Origin of the sequence: Vibrio sp. OY15 (genome assembly GCF_000742455.1) — a bacterium.
Classification (GTDB): domain Bacteria; phylum Pseudomonadota; class Gammaproteobacteria; order Enterobacterales; family Vibrionaceae; genus Vibrio; species Vibrio alginolyticus.
In genome coordinates this window covers 407275-433761 of the sequence record NZ_JPIL01000012.1, presented here as the reverse complement: position 1 = coordinate 433761, position 26487 = coordinate 407275, and the positions used below count along the sequence as shown (strand labels likewise).

The window sequence follows — 26487 nt, the reverse complement described above, 5'->3', positions numbered from 1 at the left end:
AACCTCACCTATTCAAAAAACGACTGTGCTTTGGCAAAGAAGTGTTCATCGCCGAAGTTGCCCGATTTCAGAGCCAAAGAAAGCTCGCCTTCAAGTGACTTCACCCAAGGTACACCTGGTGCGATTTGAGGACCGATATGAAAACCTTTTACGGCTAGGCTTTGGGTTACAACCCCTGAGGTTTCCCCACCCGCAACGATGAAATTTTTCACACCGTGCTGCTGAAGTTTGATTGCAAGTTGGCTAAAGAATTGTTCAACCGCGTGACTTGAAGAATGCGCGCCAAACTCTTGTTGAATCGCTTTTAACGCCGCTGCATCTGCGGTTGCGTAAACCAGTGGTGCGAACTCGCTTTCGATGTTGGTCATGACCCAATCAAACACTTGATTTGAGTAATCTTCTTCCGTCAAACACGCCTTCACATCAATAGCAAAGTGTGGCGCTTTTTCTTTGTAAACAGCGACCTGTTGGTTGGTCATGACAGAACAAGATCCAGATAACACAACGGTTGGTGCCTTTTTAGGGTTCCCCTCTTGCTTCGCATCACTTTGATCTTCAAGGTTCTCTATCCAGTTCTTAGCAATACCCGCAGCCAAACCAGAACCACCAGTTACCAGTTTTAGAGACTTCGCCGCTTTGCCAAGTGTGACAAGATGCTCTGCATTGAATGCATCAACCACTGCATAGCGGTTGCCTTGTACTTTTAGCTCTTCAAAGCGCTCAATTACCGCTTTTGGACCTTGTTCAATTATTTGGAAGTTCACCAGGCCAGATTTGCCTTGAGATTGAGCATCCATCATACGAACTAGGCTTGAATCAGTCATTGGGGTCACAGGGTGATTACGCATACCTGAGTCGCTTAGCAAGTCTTGGAATACAAATAGATGGCCGTTGTAAACTGTGCGACCATTCACTGGTAATGATGGGCATACAATGGTGAACGCTTCACCTAGCTCTGCAAGCAGTGCATCCGTTACAGGACCAATGTTACCTTCTGCTGTGCTGTCAAACGTTGAGCAGTACTTGAAGTAAAACTGCTGACAGCCATTTGCTTGCAGCCACTTAAGCGCAGCTACTGAATCCTCGATTGCCTCATCTACAGGACAGGAACGAGATTTAAGACTGATCACGACCGCATCTGCGTTTACATCAATCTCTTCTTTTGGAATACCGTTAAGCTGAACTGTGCGCATGCCGTTTTCTACAAGAAAACCTGCGATGTCTGTTGCGCCAGTAAAGTCGTCTGCGATAACGCCTAATAACATCATTTTTTCTCCGTTTTACGTGCGCTTACTTCTGTTTGTTTTCTACACCTGGAAGCTCAATACCATCAAAAATCTTGATAACGGCACTGTCGTCTTCCTGGCCAAAACCAGCATTGCTTGCACTCAAAAACATGTTTAGTGCTGTGCTTGATAGAGGAAGTGGAAATTTGAGATCTTTTGCTGTGTCCGATACGAGGTTTAGATCTTTCACAAAGATGTCGACCATAGATTTAGGGGAGTAGTCACCATCAACTACATGCTTCATGCGGTTCTCAAACATCCAAGAGTTACCCGCTGCATTCGTCACCACGTCGTACATCAGGTCAAGAGGAATGTTTGCACGTGCCGCTAATGCCATTGCTTCAGCACCAGCTGCGATATGAACACCTGCTAGCAATTGGTGGATAATCTTCACAGTTGCGCCTAGGCCAATCGCTTCACCGATGTTGTAGACTTTAGCTGCCGTTGCGTTGAGTACTGGTTCAAGTGCATCAAATGTGCTTTGCGCTCCCGACGCCATAATAGTCATCTCACCTAATTCTGCTTTTGCAGCACCACCAGATACCGGTGCATCAAGCATCACAAGATTGTGTTCTGCCAATTTCGCTTCAATTTGTTTTGCGTCTTCTGCTGAGATGGTTGCTGAAACCATTACTGGCGTATTCGGCTTAAGCGCTGTAGCAAGACCGGTTTTGAACAAGACCGTGTTAACTTGAGCTACGTTCACAACAAGAACTAGAACCGAATCAAGCTTATCTGCAAACTCAACTGCATTTGTAGAAACAGCTTTTGCACCGAATGAACCTAACTCTTCAAGCGCTTGAGAATTTAAATCGAAACCATAGACATCTAGGCCTGCACGCACACATGACTTTGCGGCGCCCATTCCCATAGAGCCTAAACCGATAACACCTACAGATTGAACTTCACTCATAAAAACAATGCCTTCTGGTCTATTAAACTTTGTTAATTCTTGTTTGGTTGATGTGATTATATGTGAAGATTAATACTAAGACCTCGCTTTGAATCACATTTCTTCACACAAATTAACAATGTCGTGATATATACCTCTTTATGGGCAGAGATATTCCGAGCAGTTAACACAAGCGAAGGCTGTTCTTACAACGTTGAGAACATAATTCACAGATATTCACAACAAATGAAAAGATTGGTAGGATACTGAAAAACAAGAATATAGAAGTGAAACTATGATCCCAGCAGAACGTCAAAGAACCATATTATCCCTGTTATCACATCAAGAAGTGTTAAGCATTTCAGATTTAACCGACCACCTTGGCGTATCACATATGACCATTCGTCGTGATATCGTGAAGCTTGAATCCTCAGGTAAAGTCGTTTCTGTTTCTGGTGGAGTGCAACTCGCTCAAGCTCTACATTCCGAACTTTCCCATGATGCGAAGGTCGAGCAACAAGCGGATGAAAAAATTCAAATTGGTAAGCTGGCGGCTACGTTAATTGGTCAAGACGCTACGATTTACTTGGATGCGGGAACAACCTCTCTAGAAATCGCCCATCAAATAGCAAATCGTAATGATCTTTTAGTGATCACCAATGACTTCTCTATTGCTGCTTTCCTTATGACGCACAGTGAATGTGAGCTTTACCACACTGGGGGAAAAATTGACCGCGAGAACCAATCCACCATTGGAGGAAAAGTCGCAGAGTTCTTGAATGGGCTAAATATTGATATCGCCTTTATTTCGACTTCATCTTGGAGCTTGAAAGGCTTATCAACACCTAATGAAAATAAAGTCCTCGTTAAAAAAGCAATCATCAAGGCGGCACAAACCAATTATCTGATCTCAGACTCAACTAAATACGGTCAGATAGCGAGCTTTCATGCATTAGACATCGAGCAATTGGACGGAATTATTACCGATCGAAACCTATCCGAAGTGGTCACTAAAGAATTAACGGATAAAGGATTACGTGTGTATAAAGAGTAACACTACCTAAACATCTGAGTTCGCGTAACTTTTATACTCGTTAATTTATAGGTGCTTCCAATATACATAGACCGTGCTGTGTACTTTCTGGCAGAAAACACATCCTCTTGTTTTCTAAATTACCAAATTACTGATTACATCTGGGATATGGAAGCTCACTTCACTTTATCGCTGCTCGTCACTTGTCATCAAAAATCAAATTCACCGCAATTGCCATCAAAACTAAGCCTGAAATTGGCAGCAAAACACCTAATGGTGAGCGCTCTATGTAAGGCAAGTTTTCCGCAATCAATAAGCCCCACTCAGGTTCTGGCGGCTTAACGCCAAGTCCGATAAAACTCAGAGACGTCAGGCTGAGCGTAATGTATGGCAAACGCAGAAACGCGTGACGAATCAATGGCGGCAGCACATAAGGCAACAAGTAGTAACGGAGTACTCGCCACTGACTGGTTCCCCAAATGGGCGCAAGATGCGTGTAAGGCTGCGCTTTGGCTTCCATCAACAAACTTGCACAGTGCGCCGCTAATGGTGCCCATGACACCATAACAATCGCAATCAAGGCACTGTTTGGGTTCATCCCCGTTAGACCAGCAATCAGCAGACCCGCCACAATGTATGGCACACCTTTGGTGATCTCAATTAAGCCTTGGCTATAACAAGTCACGAAGCCGAGCAACAAACCAATCACCAAACTTAGGAACGTTGCGATGATGCCCATTTTGATTGTCGACATCATACCGCCGCCAACGCGAGCAAGCAGATCTCGCCCGACCGCATCGGCACCAAACGGTGCTGCTAAGCTTGGCGATTCAAGGCGGGTAAATTGGATAGTGTAAGGATCGCGCATTAACGCCCATCCCGCACAACCAATCAGCAAGGCAAAGATTGTCGCACTGACAATACGTTTGGTGGTGCTTTGGGTAAAACGGAACGTGCTGTGACTGCTGATCAGCTTGCCACTTGTGACACTGTGCCCGAGTAACCAACGTTGCAATAAGATGCTCGCACTGCTGATCAACATCGAGAACACCAGCAACACCAACAAGCCACCTTGCAGCATCGGCAGATCTTGTGACTTCGCCGCGCCTAAAATTAGTCGTCCGATACCTGGAATGGAGAACACCTGTTCCACAGCAACCGCACCGCCGGTTAAACCAATCACCGTCATTGCGATTTGAGGAATCAAGTTACTAACGGCACGCCACAAGGCAAAGCGTAAGATTTGAAACTGACTGACGTTCGCCGATAGCCAAGTGATCACCCAAGGCTCATCTAGTACACGCTTGAGGCTGTCATTGAGCAAGCGCCCGAACAAGCCAGCAGCAGGCAATGCCATTGCCAAACTGGGTAGCCAGAGGTTTTGCACACCTTGCCAACCATAAGGCGGGAACCAGCCCAACCAGATGGAAAACACCATGATCAGCAACGAAGCAATCACGTATTCAGGCAATGAAACCAACACCGAACTGAGCGTGTCATGATGCTTATCTAAACGATTCTGTTGCCAACGACGCACAGTGTAAAGCACACTCGCCATGCACATTACAAATGCCATGCCTAGCGCTGTAAGCATCAGTAATAGCGACGTTTTTGCGGTTTGTTGAACGCTCTCCATGACGGATGCCCCGCTCACCCAAGAGACACCTAAGTCACCTTGCATGGCAAGCGTCAACCAATCCCACAGTCGCTCAGCAGCGCTGCGGTCAAGTTGAAGATCTTCTCGAATTGCTTGCAGAGCTTCCGCCGTCAGCAATTGTTGAGCACCCGCACGGGCACGCAGGATTGATTGGCTTGGGTCAATACCTGCAATATCCGGCATCAAACCCACCAGCACAACCACTACCCCGAGTGACAGGAAGCGCGACAAAAAACGCGTAAACCATTCAGGCATACAAGCGCTCCAACGAGAGCGCATGTTGGCAACAGACGACATCGAGTTAGTTCACCTCAGTAAACTGGTCGATCAGGCGACGCTCACGTGGGTCACGTTGTGCATTCTTCACGCGATCATTCTCACCTTGGATTACACGCTCGTGAAGCAGTGGAATCACAGCGTATTGCTCAAGGATTTTGCTTTCTGCTTCGATGATCGCTTGTTGGCGTTTCTCACCCAATGGTTGACGGTCAGCGTGTTTCAATGCTGCGTCCACTTCTTCAGAGCAGAACTGACCTAGGTTGTAAGAACCTTTACAGCTAAAGTCACTTTGCATGTACGCCACTGGGTCACCAGAATCCAACACTGTTGCACGTGACAACAAGAACGCATCGAACTTACCTGCTAGTGCATCGTTTTCGATTTGTGCGTATTCACGAACGTCTAGTTCAACCACAAAGCCAGCCGCTTCAAGTTGTTGCTTTAGCAGCACCGCTACTTCTGGCAACTCAGCACGGTCGGTAAATGTACCGATGGTGATCTTCTCACCGTTCGCGTGGCGCATTTCCATGGTTTCCATACGAGGGTTCGCGTCACGAATTGGTTGAGCCCATGCCAATGCTGGACCTAACAGACCTTTCGCTGAATCGGCGTGGTTCTCGTAAACCGTTTTGATGATTTGCACACGGTTAACCGCTTGAGCCGCTGCTTTACGCAAACCGAACTGGCTAAACACATCTGATTTGTTGTTTAGGTAAAGCGTATTGGTACGTGGCATTGCAACTTCGTGCAGCTGTGAAGATTCCATCATCGCGATTTGCGAAACAGGAACCGCTTCAACGACATCCGCCTCACCGGTACGCAGCGCTGCAGCACGAGCAAAACCGTTTGGTACGTATTCCGCAAAAATGCTATCTACTTTCGCTTTTTCACCCCAGTAACCGTCAAAACGCTTCAGTTTCGCGCTGGTTGTACCGTTGATTTCTGTCAGAACAAATGGACCGGTACCCGCATTGATTGGCACAACGCGACCGTTTTCTTGATATGCAGCACCAGAAAGGATCGCTAGCTGTGGGCTAGATAGACGGCTTGGCAACAGTGGATCGTTAAAGGTCGTTTTGATTTCAACAGTGAAGTCGTCCAGTGCGCGAACTTGCCATTCGATACCATCCAAAATACGTGGCTTAGGTGCGGCATCTAATGCTTTTTGTAGAGAGTTCACAACCGCGTTGGCATCAAGCTCAGAACCATCGTGGAATTTCACGCCCTTACGTACCGTAAATTGCCACGTCATCGGGTCAACTTGTTCCCACTCTGTTGCCAGCATAGGCTCTGCTACCGACTGATCGTTTAGGTTCACTAGCGTTTCTGCTGTGCTCCAACGTGACAGTTTGAACGCGTCATCTGAAAGTGGTGACAAACCTGTGCGTGGTGGTTGCATCATGGCAACGCGAATTTCCGTTGCTTGCGGTGCAGCTGCTTTTTCTGCTTCTGGCTTGCTTTCGCCAGAGTCAAAACAACCCGTCAGCAGTGCGCTTAAAGCCAGCGACAAAGCTAACTTGGGAGTACTAAGGTGCATAAGAAACCTCTCCAATGGTTTTTGTGAATTCATTACTTTTGTGTTGAGCGCTCATCAAGGCTCTCGTGATCAAGTGCGAAGGGTTATTTGTCACGTTCTGTGCTGTGCCGTGCTCGACAACGCGTCCTTTGTCTAACACTAGGATCTCATCGCATAGGGTTTGTGCCGCATCGAGGTCATGTGTCACCAAAATCAGGCGCATCTGACGACTCTTTTGAATGCCTGCCAACAAGTCGAGAATCTGTTTACGACTGACGGGGTCTAAGCTGCTGGTTGGCTCATCGGCAACCAATACGCAAGGTTCGACAATCAAAGCTCTGGCAATAGCCACACGTTGCGCTTGCCCAACTGATAATTGCTGCGGGTTGCGATCCAGCAATGTGAGATCCAAACCGACATCCGCCAAAACCTTTTCCACCTTCTCGTTAAGCTCTTGCGTTAAGCCAATATTGCTCAAAGGCTCCAGTAAGATCTGGCGAACGGTGTAGTACGGATTCAAGCTAGACTGCGGCTCTTGCGGAATCAGTTGAATGTGCTGACACAACTCTTGGCGCTGCTTAGCCGAGCTACGCGATAGCGGATAGCCACACACATACACTTCACCAGATGTGGGCTTACGAAGACCGAACAGAAGCTCAATCAAGGTCGATTTACCCGCACCAGAAGGACCAACAATCGCAATATTCTTTGTGTCGATGGCAAGATCCAATTGTTCAAGCGCTTTAAACGGTTTGCCCCCCAACCAACTTGGTTTGGAGTAATAGTGAACACTGGCTTGCTCAAAGCGAACTTCCGCCGATTTAAGCTGCGCGTGCCCGCTCAAGTTGTGCTTAGTCAAAATAGGCTCCAGAGATGAGGTTAAGGCAGCAGTTGCGCAAGTTGTTGGCAGAAAGGATGCGAACTTTGCTGAATGGCTTGCCATGGTGCGCCATAAGCCACCATGGTGTTGTCCGCAATCACCAAGACTTTGTCACACGCCAAAGCCGCAGACAGATCGTGCGTGATCAACAAACCACTGATGTTGCGTTGCTGAACACTACTGCGAAACAACTCAAGGATCTCCGCTTCGGTGATTGGATCGAGCGCGCTGGTGGGCTCATCAGCGATGATCAAGTTGGTACTACCAAGCAACGCAATCGCAATACAAATACGCTGGCGCTGACCACCAGATAACTGGCTTGGATGCTGCGCTAATGCTGCTTTTGGATCTGCAAATCCGAGTTGAGACAACAAGGTCGTCACCGTTTCTCGGTTTGCTGAAGACAAGCGTGTTTTGTTGCCCGTCAATGCCAAACACAGTTGTTGCTCGACAGAGGCCAATGGATTCAGCGCTTTAAGTGCATCTTGGAAAATGACCGCAGGACGCTGGGATTGACTCCGTTGCAGCATGGCAGTTTGTGCGACTTCACTGCTGTTAAGCTGGATACTTCCGTCTACCCAAATATCAGACGGCAAAAAACCTGCGACGGCTTTCGACAACATGGATTTACCAATGCCGGATGGTCCCATAATGGCAAGAACTTCACCTTGAGACAGCTCAAAAGAAATGTCTTTGAAGAGTGTGCGCTCTGAGTCTGTAAGGCTGAGATTATTAACGGAGAGTATTGGTCGAGAAATCACGGCATCAAACTAAATGTAATAATATAACATCACAAATAATATCATGCGGGTTAAAGCAAGGAAACCAGTCGAAAAGGTTATTTCATCACCTTTTTCAGATTTATCAGCAAGGGCAGATGGCCCCACCCTTGTTATAAGAACATCTAAATCAGGTCGTTTGTGACAGTGTGAATTAAAGACACTTTTGTTTAACTTGACCGAGGTATGGGAACAAGAAGACAAAACGCCCAACGTAGAACAAAGTGAATGCCAGCCACAAACCGTGATTGCCCCAATATTGCACCGCAATAAATTGAGTCACTAAGAACAAAACCATGGTTAGGAAGGTAGAGTTACGCACTGGTCGCGTCGTCCCTGTACCGGTAAAGATGCCGTAAAACGTAAGACCAAAACCAGCAACCAACGGGAATGCCAATAACCAAGGGCTCATGTCTAGATACAGCTCAACAAGGTTTGGCAAAGTGGTAAACAACGTCACTAATTGGTGTTTGAACTGCACCAACAGCAAGGTCAATACAAGAACGAACGCCGCGGTCCATTGCGTGTTTAGCTTAATCACGTTATCAAGCAATGTTGGATTCTTCTGCCCTACCGCTTTACCTGCAAAGACGCTCGACGCGTTCGCTACACCGTCGAACATGTAGCTGACGATAAAGGTCACTTGCATCATGATTGCGTTCGCAGCAAGCACATCAGAACCAAGCTGAGAGCCTACACGCGCCATCATGTTGAAGAACACCAATAGACACACAGTACGAAGCAGCAGATCCATATTGGAAGACGCAATGACTTTGAGATCTTTACGCGTCATTTTTGCGGTCTGAATGTGATCAAACAGCGGGAAGCGACAGGTTTTCAACACCAGCACCGCACCAATAACAAACGTCGAGATTTGCGCGATAAGTGTCGCCACCGCAACACCAGCAATGCCCATATCGAAGTACAACACAAAGACGATATCCAGCACGATGTTCAGCACGTTACCAAACACTTGCGTGAACAAGGTTTCTTTGGCTTTCGCCTGCCCCATCAGCCAACCAATCACGGTGTAGTTCAGCAGTACAAACGGTGCACCAAAGATCATGATATCGAAGTAAATCTTCGCGTTTTCGGCCACGACTGCATCAGGGGAGATAATCAGCTCTGCCCCCATCCAAATCACGGACTGCAACGCAATGAAAATCAAGCCAAGGCAAAGCGAAAGCACGAAAGGACGAAATAAGCTGCTCGCTTGATCTTCTGGGCTATTTTTACCTAATGCGATTGCACTTTGCCCCGTAGTACTTACGCGGAAAAAGCCAAACAACCAATACAAGGTGTTCATGATGACGGTGCCGATCGCCACACCACCAATCATCTCAGCCACACCGAGTTTACCGATCACCGCGGTGTCCACCGCCCCCAACAATGGTTGGGTAACAGTAGAAACAATGAAAGGAAATGCGATTTTAAAATAGTCTTTATGAGTCAGGGACATCTTAAATTATGAACGGGGTTAATTTTTATAAGGTCGCTATCATATGCGAATGGCGCCCGAACATGAACCAAAGTTCGCCAGCAAGAAATAGCATTGATAATTGATACAACCAGCAAACGTATTCTCATACCAAAGCTTGAAATAGGATAACGACTTATGAGAAAAGCCAAGTTAACTGCATATAAATGAGTTTCTAGTTTGGAAAGATTAGCGTTTGGTTGAGCATGGCAGATCAGAATGTATCTGCCATGTCATGACGGTAGTGATTGGTGAAAAGAGACCGTACAGATGATATTTAATGCTTGTGGGTTTCATCTGACAATGTTTAGGTCGATACCAAGCCTTATGTTCTGTAAAGCACCTTTACAACATGCCAACCGAACTTGGTTTTAACTAAATGCGGCGTTAACACTTCGCCAGAAAAGCACACTTTGTCGAATTGAGGTACCATTTGACCACGGCGGAATTCACCAAGGTCACCACCGCGTTTGCCTGACGGGCAAGTTGAATACTTCTTCGCTAATGTCTGAAACTTTGCGCCTTTTTTCAGTTGCTTGATTATGTCTTCCGCTTGCTCTTTGTGCTTCACAAGAATATGTAATGCGGCTGCTGTATTTGCCATTGATCTATCTCTCACTATTCTGGTCGCGCAAGTGTACCCAATCCTTTTTAACAGACCAAACATTTCTTAATAATAGCTCAGCGGTAAAGGCCCCAATACACGAGGAATATAAAATCGTCTACATAATGAGTTTAAAATACAAACAAGTTTTGCTCAGTTAATCACTATGTCTCTAAAAGATTGTCTAAAAAGCTCACATTTGTCTCTCCGATGGTTGAAGCCTTCGTCTGATAAGATTAGATTAGACACAATTCGGTGGTGTTTATAAGGTTATTTTCATGGCAAAAGTCATTAGCAAAGCGAATCAATCTCAGGGCATGTTGATGTTTAAGCTCACCCTGCAACAGAGTTTCGCTATCGGTACGCTAAAAGTCCGTGAAATCGTCCCGTACATGCCAACGACAAAGATCCCTTACTCGCATCATCACGTCATTGGAACCGTTACGATACGTAACTTAACAGTACCAGTGATCGATATGTCAGCGGCTGTTGGCTTTCGTCCTATAAGTGAAGAAGAATATAAAAGCTGCTACTTGATCGTGACAGATTGCTTGCGAACCGTGGTAGCTTTTATGGTTCGTAGTATAGAGAAGATCATTGAGTGCGATTGGAAAGCTATTGAAACGCCACCTCCGAGCGCTGGAAAAAATATTTTCGTGACTGGAATTACTCGCTACGAGGACAAAACTGTTCAAATGCTGGATGTGGAGCTGCTACTTTCCAAAATTTATCCGCAGTACGAGAATTCAAAGATCCCAATGCTGACAGATATTGAGCGAGAACGCCTAAAAGCACTCAGTATTCTATTGGTGGATGACTCTTCCATCGCTCGTAAACAGCTGTGTGACGCACTCGATAGCATCAATATTGGGTATCAAATCTGTAAAAATGGTTTAGATGCATTGGAACTGATGAAAAGTGACGCTGCGGCTCATCGCCCAATTGATATTCTGGTCAGCGATATTGAAATGCCCGGATTAGACGGTTATGAATTAGCATTTGAAGTTCAGAATAATTCCTCTCTGAACCATTCATACCGCATTTTACATACATCGTTATCGAGCGAAATCTGTGTAGACAGAGCTCACCAAGTTGGCGCGCATGAGGCACTTGAGAAATTCAATGCAGGAGAACTAATCGAAGCGATGCTTCGCGGAGCAAAAGAGCTAGAAGCCAAAGCTATGACTTCTTAACTCTTATTGGACGAGTTGATTTGAGAATATAATGCAGTGCTTGTCCTATCCCTGATGCTCACATCCGCTAATTTCTCAGCTCACTTCTTTGGCATCGCGTAACTACGAGAAACGAATTCCGTCTCTTTGACTTGATGAGTATGATTAATATAAGAAGCTAGGCTGTAAAGTACATTCGCTAATAAGTTCGCGTAACGAAACAAAATAGGTGCGGGCTGCTTCTTACCTGTATGTTCAACGGCAACTAATGCTCGTACCGTTTTTTTAGCTTGGCAACGGCACAAATGCAATTGACTGGCTGCCGGGTGTCCTCCGGGTAGAACAAAGCCTTTGAAGCCACCATCAATGCGTTGCTTGAGCAAAGCATAATCGGCCTTTAACTCTTCAACTTCCGTCTCTGTAATCGCTAATTTTCCGCGAACCGAACCATTTAGATGATAAACATTAGGCTGCATTCTTGTCAGTATATCACGGCTAAACTCGTCCAACTCCATAGCGAGAACAAGGCCAATACGACTACAAAGTTCATCTGCTGTAATTTCAAAGTCACAAACCGGACTGTCCTCGTAAATAAACGGATAGCAAATCTCGCTCAATTCCTTGCTTACAGGTTTCATGCTTTTGTTCCAATATAAAAAAGGGAGTCAGTATAACCTAACTCCCTTTAAACGTTCATTATGCCAAATAATCGACATTCATATGATCGGTTTACAATCAGGCACTTTCGACTTTCTTGTGACCTTCTTGAAGGTGAACAAAATCGACTAAATCATCACCAGACACTTGATACGCCTGACCAAAACCTTTAACAAATAGCCCCGATTCTGGCTTTAAGTTGAACAAAACGAAATCCTCTAGCTGGCTTAGACCATCAATAATCTCACCAAAACGCTCTTTCATTTGTCCAACAACTTGTTGCCACATCTCTGTGTCTCGCTCAACTACATTTGCTACCGCATCAAAAGTTAAGCGCTTACGAGCAAACAGCTGCTTTGAAGACTCTTCATCTTCGATCATCATCAATGAAACATTTGGATTTTCTAAAAGGTTACGGGCATGACGAGCGATTTTAGAAATGAGAACGAAATAACCTTCCTGGTTTTGAACATAAGGCGCGTAGCTTACATTCGGGCGACCTTCTGCATCGACAGTTGCAAGCTGAAGTGTACGGCGCTCCTGACGAAACTCTTTGATCTCTGGCCCTAAACGACCTTGCAAACGCTCTTGTTTAACTTGTTGATCCATATTGATACCTGACTTTACTAATTAGTATTCGAGTTAAGCCTCGATTATGTTTGTGATTACTTTTTTAATTCGGCTTGTAGGGCGCGAAATGCGGTTACTTGCTCTTCAATCAACTCGCGCTTTTCGTTACGGCCTAAATAAACCTTGAAAATATTGCTTCCGCACTCCGAGAAAAAACCAAAATAGTGACTCTCTCTACCCATAAACGGTTTACTGACTAATGCGACATTTTTAACGTTATCTAATTTAAGGTGGCCGTGCAGTTCACCTTCTCTACCCATTAAATTGTAATAGCCACGCGCCACTTTTCCTTTTGGAAACGGCGCTTTAACTTCAAAGATAGAACCAAAAGAGTGGACGATGGTCGTCACCGGGCCAAAACCAACCAAACTTTCTAGGATGCTTTGCGCTTGCTCTCCTGGTGCAATAGCCACCATTTCCTGAGGTAGAGCCGCAACAACCTCAAACTCGGAAATGCCAAGACGCTCTGCCATCGCAGCTGGCAATAATTGTGGTTCTTGCTCTAGTAATACTTCAACTTGTTGCTTGATTGATTCCATTGTGTCTTCCGTTTTTGTTCAATTTGTTTTCATTAATTATTGGATGCTTTCGGTACGGTTTCGTTCATCTCCGACGTGAGTACCTGAATACAACTTTGAGCCAATGACACTGCCCAGAAGCTGCCTGCAAGAGTAAGGACTGCGCTACGTTCATGTAGTTGTACTAAGCCTTTCGCTTGCCACACTTTAAATAGAGGCAATAAAAACCCGAACGCGTCCTCTCCCATAAATGATGGAAGTTGATTTGCTTGAACAATGCCACGGTCAAACGCAGATTTGAGTGCAGAAAAAAGTGGTTCTAGAGGGCTTTGCTTCATCATCATCGCGATGGTGCTTTGACCTTCTTTGACCGCTTTAATATAGGTCTCTAGTGTGCGGTGTTGCATCATCCCGTAGCCACCGATATTACCTCCAGCACCACAGCCAATTGGCAATACCTCTGCATAAGTCTTGGCTAAACTATTGTATAAACTACGCTCGCGGTTATCGATTGCCCAATGGTTCACACTCAGTTGCTTCATATGGTGTTTGGCCATAAAGTTCACACCGAGCTCATACATTCCCGCTTTTTCTGGTGTGGTCGCAGGTGGCGGGATTTTTCCCTTTTCTACGAGGTTGAGCATGGGAGCTGACCCGCCAACCACTAACTGATACAAATCTAGTCCGTGTGCGCCAGTCGAGAGGAAATCATTTAAATCTTGCTCTAATACTTCTTTGGTTTGATAAGGTAAGCCATAGAGTAAATCGATAATGACCGGAATTTTGTCTTCTTTGGCGATCTCGCTCACTCGTTTGAGGACATCTTCCCTATCATCTAAACGTTTTGCGCTGCGGCGCACTTGTGTATTAAAACTTTGCACACCAAAAGAGAAACGATTAAACCCACCCTCTAAAGCGCCTTGATACAACTCATCAGAAAAACGATTGATGCGACCTTCTAAGGTGATTTCGCAGTCTGCAGCCAAAGGAAAGTGGTCTCGGATAGCCTGGCCTAACACACGAACCTGTACTGGAGATAAATCCGTTGGCGTTCCGCCCCCGATATATACGGCGTGAAAAATACCATTTTGTGTCCAAGGTAATGCCGCTTTCTCTCTAAGCTCCTGCATTAATGCTTCAAAGTACTCATCAACCAGTGTGCGACTTGCAGCATTTTGAAAGAAGTTACAAAAAGTGCAACGAACGCGACAAAACGGAACATGAATATAAAGACAGCGTTTATTGGTCGCTTTAACTGAGTTAGCCGTAATACTCGAAAAAATCGCCTGTTGTTGAGACGAGGGCACAGGTACGCTCGCTCCCCCGGCATGTGCAGAATGCTTCTTAACAAAAGCAAATCGCAATGGATCAGGACTATCACTGCCCAACACTGATTCATCAAGCTTATCGATATCGACGCTCATATATACTCGCTTAACTCCCATCATGTAAGGGATGGAAGCTGATCTTAAAAATTCTGCAAGAATCATAATTTGAGCGTAATGATAATGCAATTGATAATTGATCTTATTTCCATTGTAAGTAATAATCTGCCCAAGTTTTCATAGTTTCCCGAGATATTCCGTGAACGTACAAAGATATGTCATTGCAGGAGGTGCTTCCCTTGCCATCCATGCCGCACTTCTTTTTGTTTCTCAAGAGACAAAGGTGTTCGCGATGCCGGCTGGAAACCCAGCAAGTTCGGTAAGTCTAAATCTTGTGTCTGCTCCTCCCGCTGTCGAAAAATCTACACCAGAAAATGTAGCGCCACCAAAAGAGCAGCCTCAAGACCAACCTGAACCAGAAAAGAAGATTGTAAAAAAACAGGTCGTCAAGAAAGACGCTGTTAAGAAGAAGGTAGTAGAGAAAAAACCTGAACCGGTTAAACAATCTAAACCTAAAGCGGTCGAGCCCACCAAAACCGTAACAAAGCAAAAGGTTCAGCCCGAAGCGAAACCAAAGAAAAAAACGGAACCGGTGAAGAAAGAGACGGTAGCTCAACAATCCGCACCTGCGAGCCAATCCAAAGGGGCAACATCTCAGCCTGTCTTGGTCGACAAACCAACGTTTGTGAGTCAACCAACACAACCCCGTTACCCAAGGTCTGCACAAAGACGCGGTATTGAAGGTGTAGCCTTGTATGAGATATGGCTAGATGAGAATGGTAACCAGATTAAACAGGTTTTGATTGAGTCTTCCGGCACAGAGTCGCTAGATGCCTCAGCACTTCGTGCGATCAAACAGTGGCAATTTACACCACATATTTCAGGTGGGCTAAAAGTCGCTCACCGAGTACAAGTACCTGTTCGTTTTAAGTTGGATGGATAATGGAACAACTACAAGAATTACAAACTCAATTTGGGCTGATGACATGGCCTTTGATCATTTGCTCAGCTCTAACCGTGATGATCATCGCCGAGCGATTATTCCATGTGTTAATTAGCCTTGGTGTAGGAAAGCGAGCCATTCGCCAAAAGCTCACAGGATTAGACCCAACAAATGGGAACGAGCTTGAAGCACTTGCTGAAGAGTTGTCGAATAAGCGGCCGCTTCTGTACCGTGGTGTTGCGATGTTGCTTGCTCATCATTCTTTCTCGAAATCTTTAAGAGAAGATGCCGCAGGTATTTGGCTGCAAGAAAAACGCCATCAGCTGCATTCCGGCCTTCGTTTGCTGACGCTGATTGGTGTCATCAGTCCTTTAATTGGCTTGCTTGGTACGGTACTTGGCTTAATTGACATGTTTAAAGGCATCGCGGTTTCAACGGGGAATATCACTCCGAATGATTTGGCTGACGGCCTAGGTCTTGCTATGCGCACCACTGCCGCGGGTCTCATTATCGCACTTCCTGCCATTTCAGGAGCGCAGATCATTGGTTTGTGGGCGGATCGTGTAATCGCCAAGCTTGAGCACACTTTAAACTACGTCAACTTATGGCTTGAAGGTATCTCGTTACAGCATGTCTCGCCAGACCACTCAAAAGTAACACTGCGCTCTTCTGAGAAGATTGAGGCTGCAACTCAATGATTAAAACACCACAAGAAAATAGTCGTAACGGTTTAACCCCCGATTTAACACCGCTGTTAGACATTATTTTTATCGTCATGGTTTTCCTGATGTTAACCGCAGCGGTCAAACTCGATTCATTAGACGTCAATTTACCGAGCACAGAATCTCAGGCTGTTGCAGATGTCGATAAGCAATCCATCACGGTAAATATTCTTAAAGACGAGCCTTACTGGGCTATTAACGGCAAGACATATATCGATTGGGACAACTTTACCCTCGCGCTGTTAGAAGAGAGTAAGTCAAGCGATAAACCGATTGTAATTGGAGCAGAAAAAACCGCGAATATTCAGTCGCTAGTACAACTTCTCGGCTTTTTACAAGAAAACGGAATTCAAGCAACTCAGTTACTCACTGAAGAGCCATCATAAAAATAAGTAAGATAGAGATCCTTTCAAAATGAAGAACACACGCATCACTATTCATGCTGTTGTCACGGCAGCTATTTCCCTACTTGCGAGTAGTCAACTTTTTGCCAATGAAACGCCATCCTCAGAGCGCGTTGTTAGCGCAGGCAGCGCCGTCACTGAACTCTTGCTTGAACTCGACGCTAAAGATAGCTTGGTTGCTATCGACGTCACCAGTCAATTACCAAAAGGAATGGAACTGCCTAAAGTGGGCTACCATCGTCGTCTTTCAGCGGAGGGGTTGCTCGCCTTACGTCCGACAAAAGTCATTGGTTCTGATGAGATGGGGCCGAAAACAACATTGAGCCAATTGAAATCGGCTGGCGTAGATGTAGAAATCGTTAATACTGATGCAAATGTCGAGGGCCTTTATCAACGTATTGATCAAATTGCGAACCTTATGGATCGCAAAGCTCAAGCTGAAAGCTTAAAGCAAGATGTCCAGGCGCAAGTACAAGCACTCAATGCAAACCAACCTGATCAAGCGAAGAAAAAGAAAGTGCTCTTTCTGCTGATCCATGAAGGGCGACCTGCAAATGTTGCGGGCTCACAAACGACACCCGATGCAATTATTCAACTCGCCGGCGGACAAAACCCAGCCGCTACACAACTCTCGTCTTACAAGCCTCTATCCACAGAAGCGATGGTAGAGATGCAGCCTGACGTGATTCTTGTTAGTGGTCGCAGCTATGAAACGTTGGGTGGTGCCGATGCAATTTTAAAAGCAATGCCGCTTCTTGCTGCAACACCCGCTGGAAAGAACAAAGACATCATAACGATTGATGGCCATGCTCTGGTAGGTGGTTTGGGCCTTAAAAGCCTTGCAGAAGCTAAACGCTTGAATGCACTGCTTTACCCATAGAGACATGACATGTTGTTAAGACGCATCCCCCTTTCAACGACGTTATCAGTGCTTAGTGGATTTTTAGCATTTATTGCTATCGCCTCTATTACCGTTGGCCCAATGAACATTAGCTTTGCTGACAGTTTGCGTAGCCTAACGGGAGGCAGTTCTGATCTCGCTCCTCACATTCAGTTGGTCATTAACGAAATCCGATTGCCTCGCACCATTTTGTGTATGTTCATCGGCGCCATTTTGGCAATTTGTGGTGTGGTTATGCAGGGCTTGTTCCGTAACCCATTAGCCGAGCCTGGTATCATTGGTGTGTCTGCTGGCGCTGCTCTTGGTGGTGCATTCGCTATTGTTGTATTTGCTGAATTTAGCCAAAACTATCCGCAACTAATGAACTTAGCGGCTTTGCCTCTTTTTGCTTTCCTTGGCGGTGCACTAACGACTATTCTCGTTTATAAACTCGGCACAAGTAAGTTTGGTACCTCAGTTACAATTATGTTGTTAGCCGGCGTTGCCATCAGCGCGCTCTCGGGTGCTGCGATTGGCTACATGAACTTTATCGCAGATGATCAGATGCTGCGAGACTTGACGCTTTGGTCGATGGGCTCATTAGCTGGTGCAAATTGGTCAGGGATTGCTCTATCTGCTGTAACACTCGTCATCCTATTGCTCTGGTTTCAGAAGAAGTCGATGGCGCTGAATGCTCTGTTGTTAGGGGAATCAGAAGCAAGACACTTAGGAGTTCCGGTTCAAAAACTCAAACGTCAGCTTATTTTACTTTCTGCACTGGGTGTTGGTATTACGGTGAGCATCAGTGGTGCAATTGGCTTTATTGGGCTCGTGATTCCTCACTTAGGGCGCATGCTCGCTGGGCCTGACCATCGAACGCTATTACCAATATCTGCCTTAATGGGAGCACTGCTTCTTACTGCCGCAGATATGTTTGCTCGTGTTGCTGTGGCACCAGCTGAATTACCAGTTGGAATCGTGACCGCATTGATTGGCGCGCCCTTTTTCATCTACTTATTGTTCCAGCAAAAAGGGAAGATTTTGTAATGAACCAGATCGTTTTATCGGGGAAAAACATTTCGATGACGTATGGCAACCGTGTGGTGCTCGATGACATCAACATTGATATCCGAGCTGGTGAAGTGACCGCCCTACTCGGCCCCAATGGCGCAGGTAAAAGTACTTTGCTCAAGCTTCTATGCGGTGAGATCTCTTCGAATCATCACATCACCTACTTCGGTAAACAAAAGCATGATTGGGAGCCTGAAAAAAGCGCCAAACATATTGCAATGCTCCCGCAGCACAGCACCTTAACCTTCCCATTTCTAGCCAGAGAAGTCGTAGAGTTGGGGGCAATACCGCTATCACTGTCCAATAAAGAAACCACTAAACTGGCTTTACATTACATGGAACAAACCGACGTATTGCATTTAGCAGAAAGCCTGTACCCGTCTTTATCTGGTGGAGAAAAGCAACGACTGCATCTAGCACGAGTGATGACACAACTACATCAATCTGGCGAAAAACGAATCTTAATGCTTGATGAACCTACCTCAGCGTTGGATCTCGCCCACCAACACAACACGTTAAAGATTGCTCGTGAAACGGCAAAAGCACAAAACGCAGCGGTGGTTGTGGTGTTACATGACTTGAATCTAGCCTCTCAGTACGCAGACCGCCTTGTACTCTTGCATAACGGGAAACTAGTTTGTGATGACACGCCATGGAATGCACTAACGTCAGAGCGCATTGAGCAAGTTTATGGCTATCGATCTATTGTGACAAAACATCCGACGCTAGACTTCCCTCAAGTGCATGCCGCAGCATAAAGCGTATCTCCTCTAAGCCGTCTCTAAAACACTTTGATACGACAAAGGCCCGCAATATGAGAATTGCGGGCCTTTGCTTTGATAGTGGCAGAATTTGGTGCTTTAAAGGCTATTACTTGCTCATTTGGATCAATGATCGACCAATCAACCACTCAAGCTCTTTGTCACCACCCGCACCAAACTGGCTTTCAACCATTTTGTATAAGCGGTCAATACCATTAGCAGCAAATTCTTGCGCATTTTCAGCGGTGACAATGTGATGGAATAGCAGTCGTAAAATCGCGAGAAACTCAGCATCTTCCAGCGCTTTAATCCAACTTTGTGAAAATGCATTTAATCCTTTATCAAACTCTAAGTGTTCAATAAACATTTTAAAGATACGGCCATCCAGTGCGGCGGTGAAGTCCGTTTTCTTAGGGAAGTGATGGCTAATACCGGTACGCGATATACCTGTCTGCTGGCTTAGCGTCGTGTACGACATTTTGTCGTAACCTAATCTGAGTAGCTGATCAATAACGGCATCCATGATCTTTTGGATAGTGATTTCGGTATCTTCTTTACTACGCTTTGGCATATTTTAAGCTCTTCTCTTTGTAAATCCATCTAACTCACTATTAAATGAGGCCAGAATGAAATCATTCTTAGCATTATACCCGGCTCGCCGATGCGGTTCGATTAGCGAAAACCTAGAAATCAGGTTGCTAAGCGCTGCACTTGAAAGCGCTTTGGGTATATGTATTGCGACTATTTAATATCATGTCGAGTTCCAAACCATAACGTCTTTACACTGCGTAATGTGTAATTTTCAGTTATGTTTTTGTCAATACATGCTACTCAAAATAAGGCGAAAAGTTAGTCTCATCAAAACCTTGCGCCAATTATTCATCGAAACTATTCAAAGACCAAGAATGATAATTATTAAAAATAATCAATCAAGAAATAGTCTTATAAATTAACCATTAGTTCAACTGGACTGAGCAAAATCTCGTCACTATGTTCGTTAATTGATTTTAAATGTTGATATATATCACATTAACGTTCTTGATGATTTAGTAATCCAATCTTTAACCCTTACTTAACAAGTGCCTATTCTGTTCCTTTTTTACGCAAAAGTCGTCATTTTTGTAGATACAGATCAAATACCTGATAGAATACCCTTAGTATTTACAAGAGGATTCGTTATGAGTGTCGAATTAGAAAAAAACCAAGTATGTGAGGCCTGCGGCTGTGCTGGCGAGATAGGCTTTATCATCAAAGAAGGTGACGAAGTTGCCGACGTAACGGTTTTCGCACAGACAAAAACAGAGCTAGAGTCTGAACTACAAAAATACATCGAGCTCGCTAAATCAGTATGTGCTGATGTTGAATACAATGTTTCAGAAATAACCGAAGAATCGAACCAAGCGACGGCTCGATTCAAATTTGAAGTAAGTGCTGAAAAACTTATCTTTGAATTAAAAACTCGCTCACTCGCGCGTTAATGAAAAAAGCGAGCATGATGCTCGCTTTTTATTTTTCCAATCTCTTAATCTTAAACCGCTCTAAATGAAACAGACAACTTCGGCGCGTTTATTTATCTTTTTTGAACACGACCCACTTTAACGAGCCATTGGTTTCAAAATCGTTCTCAGCGGTACACATCAGTAATACGCCTTCAACATTAATCACGGCCCCAGTGGTGTAGGCTTTATCATCGTAGTAACAGATACGCTGACCTACCTTACCGTCAGCAACTATTAGCGCTTTGTTTTCTGGTGTACTGTATGATTTAGCAAAAACGGAACCCGACAGCAGTACTGCAAAAACACCAGCGGTAAAAATAGATACACTTTTTAACTTCATGAAAATCTCCCTCAAACCTCAATAATACTAACAAGGACCCTTGTGAAGTTCTTGGAAGAATCTCATATTATTCAAATATCTACTGATATTTTTCTCACCTCTACACTTGGGTCTGCTTCACATTCAATCATTTAATTTATCTCATTTTAGTAAGCTTGAAGTTACTTAGCTCAGTAAAGAAGCGCACACTTTTAACGTGTATCTCTAATTTGAATATTTAAGTTATGAATCAAAAACTGTGAGCAAAAAATGCATAATAGGTTTATTTAAGTATAAGATAAGCACCTGTTGATCTCGGTATTTAACTAACTCTTTGACTATGCGTTTTGTTTCCCTATGCCTTACTTCAATCCTACTCTGCTCGTCTCCTTTGGCATATGAGCTAGATTACTATTCTAAGTTTGGTCACATCGATAATTACGGCAATCTTGATCTTAGAAACAAGCCTTACACCCAACTACCCTCTGGCCTAGTGGTAAAGGGTAACTTAAACATCTCACAAACCCCTATCAAAACCTTGCCTAAAGGGCTTGATGTTGAAGGCAGTCTGGAAGCAACTAACAGCGCACTCAAAGTTATTCGCTCAGGAACAAAGATAAAAGGCTATGCAAACCTACTAGGTAGTAAGATCGAAAACTGGCCTAAAGGCATCAAACTAGGCGGTTACCTAAATCTGACAGATACACCGTTAAAAGCGCTTCCAGCTAAACTTCGAGTAAAAGGTGATCTAAGTGTTATTCGCACTCCCATTTCTGAACTTCCTGAAGGATTGGTGGTTGATGGTAATCTTTATATTGGAGGATCAGCGCTGAAAGTATTTCCAGACACAATGACGGTGAAAGGGAATATCTATTTAGGTGGTAACAAGATCACAAAATGGCCCAGCAATTTAACCCTTGGTGGCGCCGTCGCACCTTAAAGAGCAGATAAACAAAAGCCCCGGCAGACCGAGGCTTTAAGGCATTCTGAATCAACGAGTTCAGTGACGAAGATTACTCTTGGTTATTCACAGGATTGGCATAGCTCGCCACCAAATAAGGTCTTGCGCCTTCAGGTAGCTGATCCAACTTATCCGCGAGATGACGCTTAACCGCTTCCGTAATGATGCTCGAATCTTCATGCCCAGCAGCTAACAAGTTGATTGGGTACAACTTGTAGTTGTTGTGAATTTGGCGGTCAATTTCACCAGCAAGAGATTCCGGCGTTTCAAACTCTTGCTCAATCACATCACCAAACGCAACATGTACACGGCCTTTATAACCAACGATACCTTGAATGATACTTTCGATATCTTCAAATTCGCCTTTTTCATAGCGGCCATTTTCTGCTTTTTCGTACAGCTCTTTTGCTTTGGCAATGTCACATGGATCATTTTCATAGGCAATCGAGACAGGAACGATTTTCAGAGAACGCGTGTACTCACCAAAACTGATCTTTTGTTTACGACCTTCAACATGGAACATTTTTAAAATCGCAGGATCAGTAAAGTCGTTTCCATCTTTAGCACGACCTTCCTTTTGGGCAATCCAAATTGAATTGCCAGTATCAAGCGAATGTTTGATATAGCTTGACAGTTGTCCCAATGCTTTCATCATTTCTCTAGGCGCTTTAGCAGAGCGCTTAACGATGAAGCTCTTATTGAGTCGCATCAGTTCTGTCGCACATGGCTTCTTCAGCAGGTTATCGCCAATCGCTATACGAACTGTACGGTGCCCACTTTGGTACAAGCCATAATTTACGAGCGCAGGGTCCATCGCAATATCACGGTGGTTAGAAACGAATAGGTATGACGTGTTTTTATCCAGCTTATCCAAACCAGAAAAAGTGACGCCATCCGTTGTCTTATTCAATGTATCTTTCAGATACTTCTTCACTTCAATCTGAATTGCTTCGACAGAATCAAGCTTGCTCCACTTGGCTTTCAGGTAGATTCGCAGGATCGGGCTCATTAGCGTTTTGAACCACGCTGCTTTATTAGCAAAGCGATGTTCTAGGATAGCAGTGATAAATTCATCATCTTGGATTAGACGATCCAGCGCTGCTGGAATTTCTTCGTCGTTGTAAGGACGAATTTCAATATAAGGATCGGTATTGGCTGTCATTGTTCATTACATATCAAAAAAAGCTGGCACATTTTACGCGTAGTTTTGCTGACAAGCAGCATTTCAACCCATACTTTTAATATGGTCATACCAGTTAAGCCACCATTTATCATGCTAAAAAATTCTCTCAGCAGGTTGGAATCGTATGGGTTTAACGTTACCCTTAGCGCCAAAAAACACTGGTACTCATAATGAACTACGCAATTGAATTTCACGACGCTAAATACCCCTTTCTTGATGTAGCTGCGCGTAAAAAAGCACTGAAGCACAGTCTACTATCTGTCATCGAAGGGTTAGCCGTCATTAAATTGGGTAAGCAGGAGTATGCCATTGAACCAGGCCAATATTTTTGGATTCCTCAAGGATGTTTGAGCTCCCTCACCTTTTTACCTAATTCTCGTGTATATCGTTGTGATTTTTCTGTGCGTTTAAATGACGACTTCTCACAACAGGCGGGCTTTGTGAAGCCTTCACCGCTACTAAAAGCGCTCGTCGAGAAGCTAGCAACAACTGCCGAACGCTCGGGTCTGCAAACCGATCTACTGACAGTAGTAAGACATGAAGTATTGACGCTGTCTCCTAAACTAGCGCACTCAACGTTAACGAGAACCATCAATCAATGGACTCCTGGCTGTGACATGAATATTTCTAAAGAGCTTTGCTTGGTACTAACACTACGTGAAGCAAGAAAAATGAAACTGTCGGGGAAGAAGGAAGAGCAAATTGTTGACTCTCTTTTTGCTGGTAACACCGAAGAATATGAACAGCTTTGCTTTTTAGTCTTTGGAGAAGCGCTATAACTTGCTCTTCAACAAGCTACGTCTTCAGCATTACGGACACAGAAAGTAGATTAAAACAAAAAGGGCGTACATTGATAATGTACGCCCTTTTTTCATTTGCTTGAGGTGTCTAGAAAGGTACCTCTATCTGCATCATCCAGTCAGCGTCATAATATTCGTGCCAACGATAATCAAACCGCATTCTTGGCTGCCCGTCGGATTTATCACCAAAACCAACGCTGAACATCAACCCGTGACTACGAAGCCACTCTTCTGTATCCATTTTACTCTCTTCGTCTCGAAGCTCTTCCGGCATCCAAAAACCAAGACCAAAGTAATTCTTTTCTAAGTTTTGAGTTAGAAGTGGGGTGTCTTCCGGCTTAATCGCCCACTCCTCCCAATAGTTTTCTGTTGGTCCTTCAAGCTTCGCTTCCGCTGCATACCAAATCAATGCTTCAGTACTTAACACGCCGATGGAATCTAAAATTTCTTCACAGATTGGAAGAGTGTTATCTTCAAACACCACGGAACGATCAGAAAAATAGTTACACGCGGAATGAGCTTGTGTCACCACAAGCAGCGCACATGCACTAAATAAAACGACTCTGACCATGAAAATCTGACCTCTCAGTTCCCAGACAATGTTTCTCTGTATAAGCCTTTACTAAGTAATAAATCACGTACGGAAGGTGTTGTATAGGCACCGATCTCTTCACCCTCGGCCAATGCTTTGCGAATATCTGTGCTTCTGACTTTTACTTTTTCAGGACATGCCATAACAGTCCAACGTTCCGTAATCTCTTCAGCTCTACTAAATTTAGCAAATTTGAAGAAATTATCAGGACCAATGACAAAAGTTATATCGGCAGTTGGGTAGATTTCTTGAATTTTTTCTAACAACGCATAGGTCGTCACACTTTGTCCAGGTTGGTATAAAGCTTGCTCCGCATCAGAACGCTGAACATTAGAAAGCCCCATATCCTTGATGAACGCGTCAACCATTTTGCACCGAGTTGGGTAATCAAGCATGTTCTTGCCCCAAGCGTGTGCAATGCTTGGCTCAAGTAGCACAAGATCAAAGTGGCTCAAAGACTCAATAACACTTTTATGCCCTAAACTAGGTGGGTTAAATGCACTACCAAAAATGGCGATTTTTTTCATATCCGGTGATTACCTGGTTGAAGAGAGTTTTCTAATCTGATGATTTCGGTATGATACTACTAATCTTTACAGCTTTTGACCCTAAAGTCGCATTTAATGAGCCTCAACTGTATGGTTTATCACCATTTGAGCAAATGTGCTTTAGAGTCTGAAATATTTGCAGGAAAAGGAACCCTAAATGGAACAATCCATCCGTGACGAAATGCGCGTACTCCCTTCAATTGATCCGCATTTTGAAATTGAACGCCGTGTCGCTTTTATTAAGCGTAAATTGCAAGAAGCGGGCTGTAAGTCTCTTGTTCTTGGCATCAGCGGTGGCGTTGACTCAACGACATGTGGTCGTTTAGCTCAGTTGGCTGTAGACCAACTGAACGAAGAAGCGGGCAACAACAGCTACCAATTTATCGCAGTTCGCCTGCCTTACGGGGAGCAAAAAGATGAAGATGAGGCTCAGCTCGCTCTGTCTTTTATCCAGCCAACCCATTCTGTATCGGTGAACATCAAAGCAGGTGTTGACGGGCTTCATTCGGCTTCTCACGTTGCATTAGAAGGCACAGATCTTCTACCAACTGATGCAGCAAAAGTCGACTTCGTAAAAGGCAATGTAAAAGCGCGTGCTCGCATGGTTGCTCAATACGAGATCGCGGGCTACGTAGGCGGCCTTGTTCTTGGTACTGATCACTCAGCAGAAAACATCACTGGTTTCTACACTAAATTTGGTGATGGCGCTTGTGACATGGCACCATTGTTCGGATTAAGTAAACGCCAAGTTCGTGAAGTGGCTGCTACATTGGGTGCACCTGAGCAACTAGTGAAGAAAGTGCCAACAGCAGACTTAGAAGAGCTTGCTCCACAGAAAGCAGATGAAGATGCCCTAAGCCTAACTTACGAGCAAATCGACGACTTCTTAGAGGGCAAACCTGTTCCACAGCAAGTTAGTGACCGTCTGGTAGCGATTTACAAAGCAACGCAGCACAAACGCCAGCCAATCCCGACGATTTACGACTAAGCGATATTTTCAGCTCTCTTTAAAACTCAAAACGCTGCTAAAAATAGCAGC

29 protein-coding genes are annotated in these 26487 nt (G+C 44.6%); 12 read left to right on the top strand and 17 right to left on the bottom strand.

Features of this window, described 5'->3' with window-relative positions:
• Nucleotides 1-8: 8 nt before the first annotated feature.
• Nucleotides 9-1265 (bottom strand): 3-oxo-tetronate kinase, encoded by a 1257-nt coding sequence (gene otnK, locus IJ23_RS16010; RefSeq protein WP_033906866.1) that lies wholly within the window; start codon nt 1263-1265, stop codon nt 9-11.
• 25 nt (nt 1266-1290) lie between these two features.
• The gene (gene ltnD, locus IJ23_RS16005) at nt 1291-2199 is read right to left on the bottom strand and encodes an L-threonate dehydrogenase (RefSeq protein WP_033906788.1); all 909 of its coding nucleotides are present in this window, start codon (nt 2197-2199) and stop codon (nt 1291-1293) included.
• Nucleotides 2200-2473: 274 nt separating this feature from the next.
• Here ltnD and IJ23_RS16000 point away from each other — a divergent pair, with 274 nt between their 5' ends.
• The gene (locus tag IJ23_RS16000; protein WP_033906787.1) at nt 2474-3232 is read left to right on the top strand and encodes a DeoR/GlpR family DNA-binding transcription regulator; all 759 of its coding nucleotides are present in this window, start codon (nt 2474-2476) and stop codon (nt 3230-3232) included.
• Nucleotides 3233-3410: 178 nt separating this feature from the next.
• Here the strand turns inward: IJ23_RS16000 and IJ23_RS15995 are convergent, their stop codons facing one another.
• From IJ23_RS15995 to ppiC, 6 genes are all read right to left on the bottom strand, one after another.
• Nucleotides 3411-5165 carry an ABC transporter permease subunit gene (locus IJ23_RS15995; RefSeq protein ID WP_033906786.1) on the bottom strand — a complete coding sequence of 585 codons (1755 nt, stop codon included), beginning with the start codon at nt 5163-5165 and terminating at the stop codon, nt 3411-3413.
• A 4-nt stretch (nt 5166-5169) separates the two neighbouring features.
• Nucleotides 5170-6684 carry an ABC transporter substrate-binding protein gene (locus IJ23_RS15990; RefSeq protein ID WP_033906785.1) on the bottom strand — a complete coding sequence of 505 codons (1515 nt, stop codon included), beginning with the start codon at nt 6682-6684 and terminating at the stop codon, nt 5170-5172.
• On the bottom strand, nt 6674-7522 hold the full coding sequence (locus IJ23_RS15985; protein ID WP_033906784.1) for an ABC transporter ATP-binding protein: 849 nt from the start codon (nt 7520-7522) through the stop codon (nt 6674-6676). Before IJ23_RS15985 ends, IJ23_RS15990 begins: the two co-directional genes overlap by 11 nt.
• A gap of 20 nt (nt 7523-7542) precedes the next feature.
• On the bottom strand, nt 7543-8304 hold the full coding sequence (locus IJ23_RS15980) for an ATP-binding cassette domain-containing protein (protein WP_081886424.1): 762 nt from the start codon (nt 8302-8304) through the stop codon (nt 7543-7545).
• Between the two features lie 172 nt (nt 8305-8476).
• A complete protein-coding gene (locus tag IJ23_RS15975; RefSeq protein ID WP_033906783.1) occupies nt 8477-9781 on the bottom strand; it encodes an MATE family efflux transporter in 1305 nt (434 codons plus the stop codon).
• A gap of 343 nt (nt 9782-10124) precedes the next feature.
• Nucleotides 10125-10466 (bottom strand): peptidylprolyl isomerase PpiC, encoded by a 342-nt coding sequence (ppiC, locus tag IJ23_RS15970; protein ID WP_080276970.1) that lies wholly within the window; start codon nt 10464-10466, stop codon nt 10125-10127.
• A 215-nt stretch (nt 10467-10681) separates the two neighbouring features.
• On the opposite strand from ppiC, the gene IJ23_RS15965 reads away from it, so the two are divergent.
• Nucleotides 10682-11596, top strand: a complete 915-nt coding sequence (locus tag IJ23_RS15965; RefSeq protein ID WP_033906782.1) for a chemotaxis protein — start codon at nt 10682-10684, stop codon at nt 11594-11596.
• Nucleotides 11597-11676: 80 nt separating this feature from the next.
• Here the strand turns inward: IJ23_RS15965 and IJ23_RS15960 are convergent, their stop codons facing one another.
• The 4 genes from IJ23_RS15960 to hutW all read right to left on the bottom strand — a co-directional run bounded on the left by IJ23_RS15960 (nt 11677) and on the right by hutW (nt 14804).
• Nucleotides 11677-12213 (bottom strand): ATP:cob(I)alamin adenosyltransferase, encoded by a 537-nt coding sequence (locus IJ23_RS15960; RefSeq protein ID WP_033906781.1) that lies wholly within the window; start codon nt 12211-12213, stop codon nt 11677-11679.
• A 97-nt stretch (nt 12214-12310) separates the two neighbouring features.
• Nucleotides 12311-12841: a heme utilization protein HutZ gene (gene hutZ / locus IJ23_RS15955; protein ID WP_005375331.1), complete on the bottom strand. Its 531-nt coding sequence runs from the start codon at nt 12839-12841 to the stop codon at nt 12311-12313.
• 56 nt (nt 12842-12897) lie between these two features.
• Nucleotides 12898-13401, bottom strand: coding sequence for a heme utilization cystosolic carrier protein HutX (hutX, locus tag IJ23_RS15950; protein ID WP_005385051.1), 504 nt, complete (start codon nt 13399-13401; stop codon nt 12898-12900).
• Nucleotides 13402-13433: 32 nt separating this feature from the next.
• Nucleotides 13434-14804: a heme anaerobic degradation radical SAM methyltransferase ChuW/HutW gene (gene hutW, locus IJ23_RS15945; RefSeq protein ID WP_033906779.1), complete on the bottom strand. Its 1371-nt coding sequence runs from the start codon at nt 14802-14804 to the stop codon at nt 13434-13436.
• Nucleotides 14805-14964: 160 nt separating this feature from the next.
• Here hutW and IJ23_RS15940 point away from each other — a divergent pair, with 160 nt between their 5' ends.
• From IJ23_RS15940 to IJ23_RS15915, 6 genes are read left to right on the top strand one after another with little or no spacing between them, the layout of a single operon-like run.
• Nucleotides 14965-15708: an energy transducer TonB gene (locus IJ23_RS15940; protein ID WP_025998667.1), complete on the top strand. Its 744-nt coding sequence runs from the start codon at nt 14965-14967 to the stop codon at nt 15706-15708.
• Nucleotides 15708-16406 (top strand): MotA/TolQ/ExbB proton channel family protein, encoded by a 699-nt coding sequence (locus IJ23_RS15935; RefSeq protein ID WP_033906778.1) that lies wholly within the window; start codon nt 15708-15710, stop codon nt 16404-16406. Before IJ23_RS15940 ends, IJ23_RS15935 begins: the two co-directional genes overlap by 1 nt.
• Nucleotides 16403-16816, top strand: a complete 414-nt coding sequence (locus IJ23_RS15930) for an ExbD/TolR family protein (protein WP_005375322.1) — start codon at nt 16403-16405, stop codon at nt 16814-16816. Before IJ23_RS15935 ends, IJ23_RS15930 begins: the two co-directional genes overlap by 4 nt.
• Nucleotides 16817-16844: 28 nt before the next feature.
• Nucleotides 16845-17714 (top strand): heme/hemin ABC transporter substrate-binding protein, encoded by an 870-nt coding sequence (locus IJ23_RS15925; RefSeq protein WP_005375320.1) that lies wholly within the window; start codon nt 16845-16847, stop codon nt 17712-17714.
• A 9-nt stretch (nt 17715-17723) separates the two neighbouring features.
• A complete protein-coding gene (locus tag IJ23_RS15920; RefSeq protein ID WP_005375318.1) occupies nt 17724-18761 on the top strand; it encodes a FecCD family ABC transporter permease in 1038 nt (345 codons plus the stop codon).
• On the top strand, nt 18761-19543 hold the full coding sequence (locus tag IJ23_RS15915; RefSeq protein ID WP_005385036.1) for a heme ABC transporter ATP-binding protein: 783 nt from the start codon (nt 18761-18763) through the stop codon (nt 19541-19543). The genes IJ23_RS15920 and IJ23_RS15915 overlap by 1 nt, the downstream gene beginning before the upstream one ends.
• Nucleotides 19544-19655: 112 nt before the next feature.
• Here the strand turns inward: IJ23_RS15915 and IJ23_RS15910 are convergent, their stop codons facing one another.
• The gene (locus IJ23_RS15910; RefSeq protein WP_005385033.1) at nt 19656-20117 is read right to left on the bottom strand and encodes a TetR/AcrR family transcriptional regulator; all 462 of its coding nucleotides are present in this window, start codon (nt 20115-20117) and stop codon (nt 19656-19658) included.
• 607 nt (nt 20118-20724) lie between these two features.
• Between IJ23_RS15910 and IJ23_RS15905 the strand changes: the two genes are divergently transcribed.
• Nucleotides 20725-21024 carry a YfcZ/YiiS family protein gene (locus tag IJ23_RS15905; protein WP_005375307.1) on the top strand — a complete coding sequence of 100 codons (300 nt, stop codon included), beginning with the start codon at nt 20725-20727 and terminating at the stop codon, nt 21022-21024.
• An 88-nt stretch (nt 21025-21112) separates the two neighbouring features.
• Here IJ23_RS15905 and IJ23_RS15900 read toward each other — a convergent pair whose 3' ends face one another.
• Nucleotides 21113-21385 (bottom strand): YnjH family protein, encoded by a 273-nt coding sequence (locus tag IJ23_RS15900; RefSeq protein WP_005375306.1) that lies wholly within the window; start codon nt 21383-21385, stop codon nt 21113-21115.
• A gap of 319 nt (nt 21386-21704) precedes the next feature.
• On the opposite strand from IJ23_RS15900, the gene IJ23_RS15895 reads away from it, so the two are divergent.
• On the top strand, nt 21705-22304 hold the full coding sequence (locus IJ23_RS15895) for a hypothetical protein (RefSeq protein ID WP_033906776.1): 600 nt from the start codon (nt 21705-21707) through the stop codon (nt 22302-22304).
• Nucleotides 22305-22377: 73 nt separating this feature from the next.
• Here the strand turns inward: IJ23_RS15895 and IJ23_RS15890 are convergent, their stop codons facing one another.
• A complete protein-coding gene (locus tag IJ23_RS15890; protein WP_005385027.1) occupies nt 22378-23487 on the bottom strand; it encodes a 1-acyl-sn-glycerol-3-phosphate acyltransferase in 1110 nt (369 codons plus the stop codon).
• Between the two features lie 191 nt (nt 23488-23678).
• Here IJ23_RS15890 and IJ23_RS15885 point away from each other — a divergent pair, with 191 nt between their 5' ends.
• A complete protein-coding gene (locus tag IJ23_RS15885; RefSeq protein WP_033906775.1) occupies nt 23679-24287 on the top strand; it encodes a hypothetical protein in 609 nt (202 codons plus the stop codon).
• A gap of 109 nt (nt 24288-24396) precedes the next feature.
• On the opposite strand, the gene IJ23_RS15880 is transcribed toward IJ23_RS15885, so the two are convergent.
• Together IJ23_RS15880 and IJ23_RS15875 are read right to left on the bottom strand one after the other, a co-directional pair.
• Entirely contained in the window at nt 24397-24879 is a 483-nt protein-coding gene (locus IJ23_RS15880) for a hypothetical protein (RefSeq protein WP_017635276.1), read from the bottom strand.
• A 14-nt stretch (nt 24880-24893) separates the two neighbouring features.
• Entirely contained in the window at nt 24894-25427 is a 534-nt protein-coding gene (locus IJ23_RS15875; RefSeq protein ID WP_005375300.1) for a nicotinate-nicotinamide nucleotide adenylyltransferase, read from the bottom strand.
• A 178-nt stretch (nt 25428-25605) separates the two neighbouring features.
• Between IJ23_RS15875 and nadE the strand changes: the two genes are divergently transcribed.
• Nucleotides 25606-26436 (top strand): ammonia-dependent NAD(+) synthetase, encoded by an 831-nt coding sequence (gene nadE, locus IJ23_RS15870; protein WP_005375299.1) that lies wholly within the window; start codon nt 25606-25608, stop codon nt 26434-26436.
• Nucleotides 26437-26487: the final 51 nt, after the last annotated feature.

What these genes read in the sequence shown, in the direction of transcription:
- IJ23_RS15880 (WP_017635276.1), bottom strand. Translation starts at nt 24,879, where the DNA reads ATGGTCAGAGTCGTTTTATTTAGTGCATGTGCGCTGCTTGTGGTGACA.
- IJ23_RS15905 (WP_005375307.1), top strand. Translation starts at nt 20,725, where the DNA reads ATGAGTGTCGAATTAGAAAAAAACCAAGTATGTGAGGCCTGCGGCTGT.
- IJ23_RS15990 (WP_033906785.1), bottom strand. Translation starts at nt 6,684, where the DNA reads ATGCACCTTAGTACTCCCAAGTTAGCTTTGTCGCTGGCTTTAAGCGCA.
- IJ23_RS15920 (WP_005375318.1), top strand. Translation starts at nt 17,724, where the DNA reads ATGTTGTTAAGACGCATCCCCCTTTCAACGACGTTATCAGTGCTTAGT.
- IJ23_RS15895 (WP_033906776.1), top strand. Translation starts at nt 21,705, where the DNA reads ATGCGTTTTGTTTCCCTATGCCTTACTTCAATCCTACTCTGCTCGTCT.
- hutZ (WP_005375331.1), bottom strand. Translation starts at nt 12,841, where the DNA reads ATGGATCAACAAGTTAAACAAGAGCGTTTGCAAGGTCGTTTAGGGCCA.
- IJ23_RS15875 (WP_005375300.1), bottom strand. Translation starts at nt 25,427, where the DNA reads ATGAAAAAAATCGCCATTTTTGGTAGTGCATTTAACCCACCTAGTTTA.
- IJ23_RS15890 (WP_005385027.1), bottom strand. Translation starts at nt 23,487, where the DNA reads ATGACAGCCAATACCGATCCTTATATTGAAATTCGTCCTTACAACGAC.
- IJ23_RS15995 (WP_033906786.1), bottom strand. Translation starts at nt 5,165, where the DNA reads ATGTCGTCTGTTGCCAACATGCGCTCTCGTTGGAGCGCTTGTATGCCT.
- hutW (WP_033906779.1), bottom strand. Translation starts at nt 14,804, where the DNA reads ATGAGCGTCGATATCGATAAGCTTGATGAATCAGTGTTGGGCAGTGAT.
- IJ23_RS16000 (WP_033906787.1), top strand. Translation starts at nt 2,474, where the DNA reads ATGATCCCAGCAGAACGTCAAAGAACCATATTATCCCTGTTATCACAT.
- nadE (WP_005375299.1), top strand. Translation starts at nt 25,606, where the DNA reads ATGGAACAATCCATCCGTGACGAAATGCGCGTACTCCCTTCAATTGAT.
- IJ23_RS15915 (WP_005385036.1), top strand. Translation starts at nt 18,761, where the DNA reads ATGAACCAGATCGTTTTATCGGGGAAAAACATTTCGATGACGTATGGC.
- IJ23_RS15960 (WP_033906781.1), bottom strand. Translation starts at nt 12,213, where the DNA reads ATGAAACCTGTAAGCAAGGAATTGAGCGAGATTTGCTATCCGTTTATT.
- IJ23_RS15885 (WP_033906775.1), top strand. Translation starts at nt 23,679, where the DNA reads ATGAACTACGCAATTGAATTTCACGACGCTAAATACCCCTTTCTTGAT.
- IJ23_RS15965 (WP_033906782.1), top strand. Translation starts at nt 10,682, where the DNA reads ATGGCAAAAGTCATTAGCAAAGCGAATCAATCTCAGGGCATGTTGATG.
- otnK (WP_033906866.1), bottom strand. Translation starts at nt 1,265, where the DNA reads ATGTTATTAGGCGTTATCGCAGACGACTTTACTGGCGCAACAGACATC.
- hutX (WP_005385051.1), bottom strand. Translation starts at nt 13,401, where the DNA reads ATGGAATCAATCAAGCAACAAGTTGAAGTATTACTAGAGCAAGAACCA.
- IJ23_RS15900 (WP_005375306.1), bottom strand. Translation starts at nt 21,385, where the DNA reads ATGAAGTTAAAAAGTGTATCTATTTTTACCGCTGGTGTTTTTGCAGTA.
- IJ23_RS15925 (WP_005375320.1), top strand. Translation starts at nt 16,845, where the DNA reads ATGAAGAACACACGCATCACTATTCATGCTGTTGTCACGGCAGCTATT.
- ltnD (WP_033906788.1), bottom strand. Translation starts at nt 2,199, where the DNA reads ATGAGTGAAGTTCAATCTGTAGGTGTTATCGGTTTAGGCTCTATGGGA.
- ppiC (WP_080276970.1), bottom strand. Translation starts at nt 10,466, where the DNA reads ATGTTTGGTCTGTTAAAAAGGATTGGGTACACTTGCGCGACCAGAATA.
- IJ23_RS15935 (WP_033906778.1), top strand. Translation starts at nt 15,708, where the DNA reads ATGGAACAACTACAAGAATTACAAACTCAATTTGGGCTGATGACATGG.
- IJ23_RS15910 (WP_005385033.1), bottom strand. Translation starts at nt 20,117, where the DNA reads ATGCCAAAGCGTAGTAAAGAAGATACCGAAATCACTATCCAAAAGATC.
- IJ23_RS15930 (WP_005375322.1), top strand. Translation starts at nt 16,403, where the DNA reads ATGATTAAAACACCACAAGAAAATAGTCGTAACGGTTTAACCCCCGAT.
- IJ23_RS15975 (WP_033906783.1), bottom strand. Translation starts at nt 9,781, where the DNA reads ATGTCCCTGACTCATAAAGACTATTTTAAAATCGCATTTCCTTTCATT.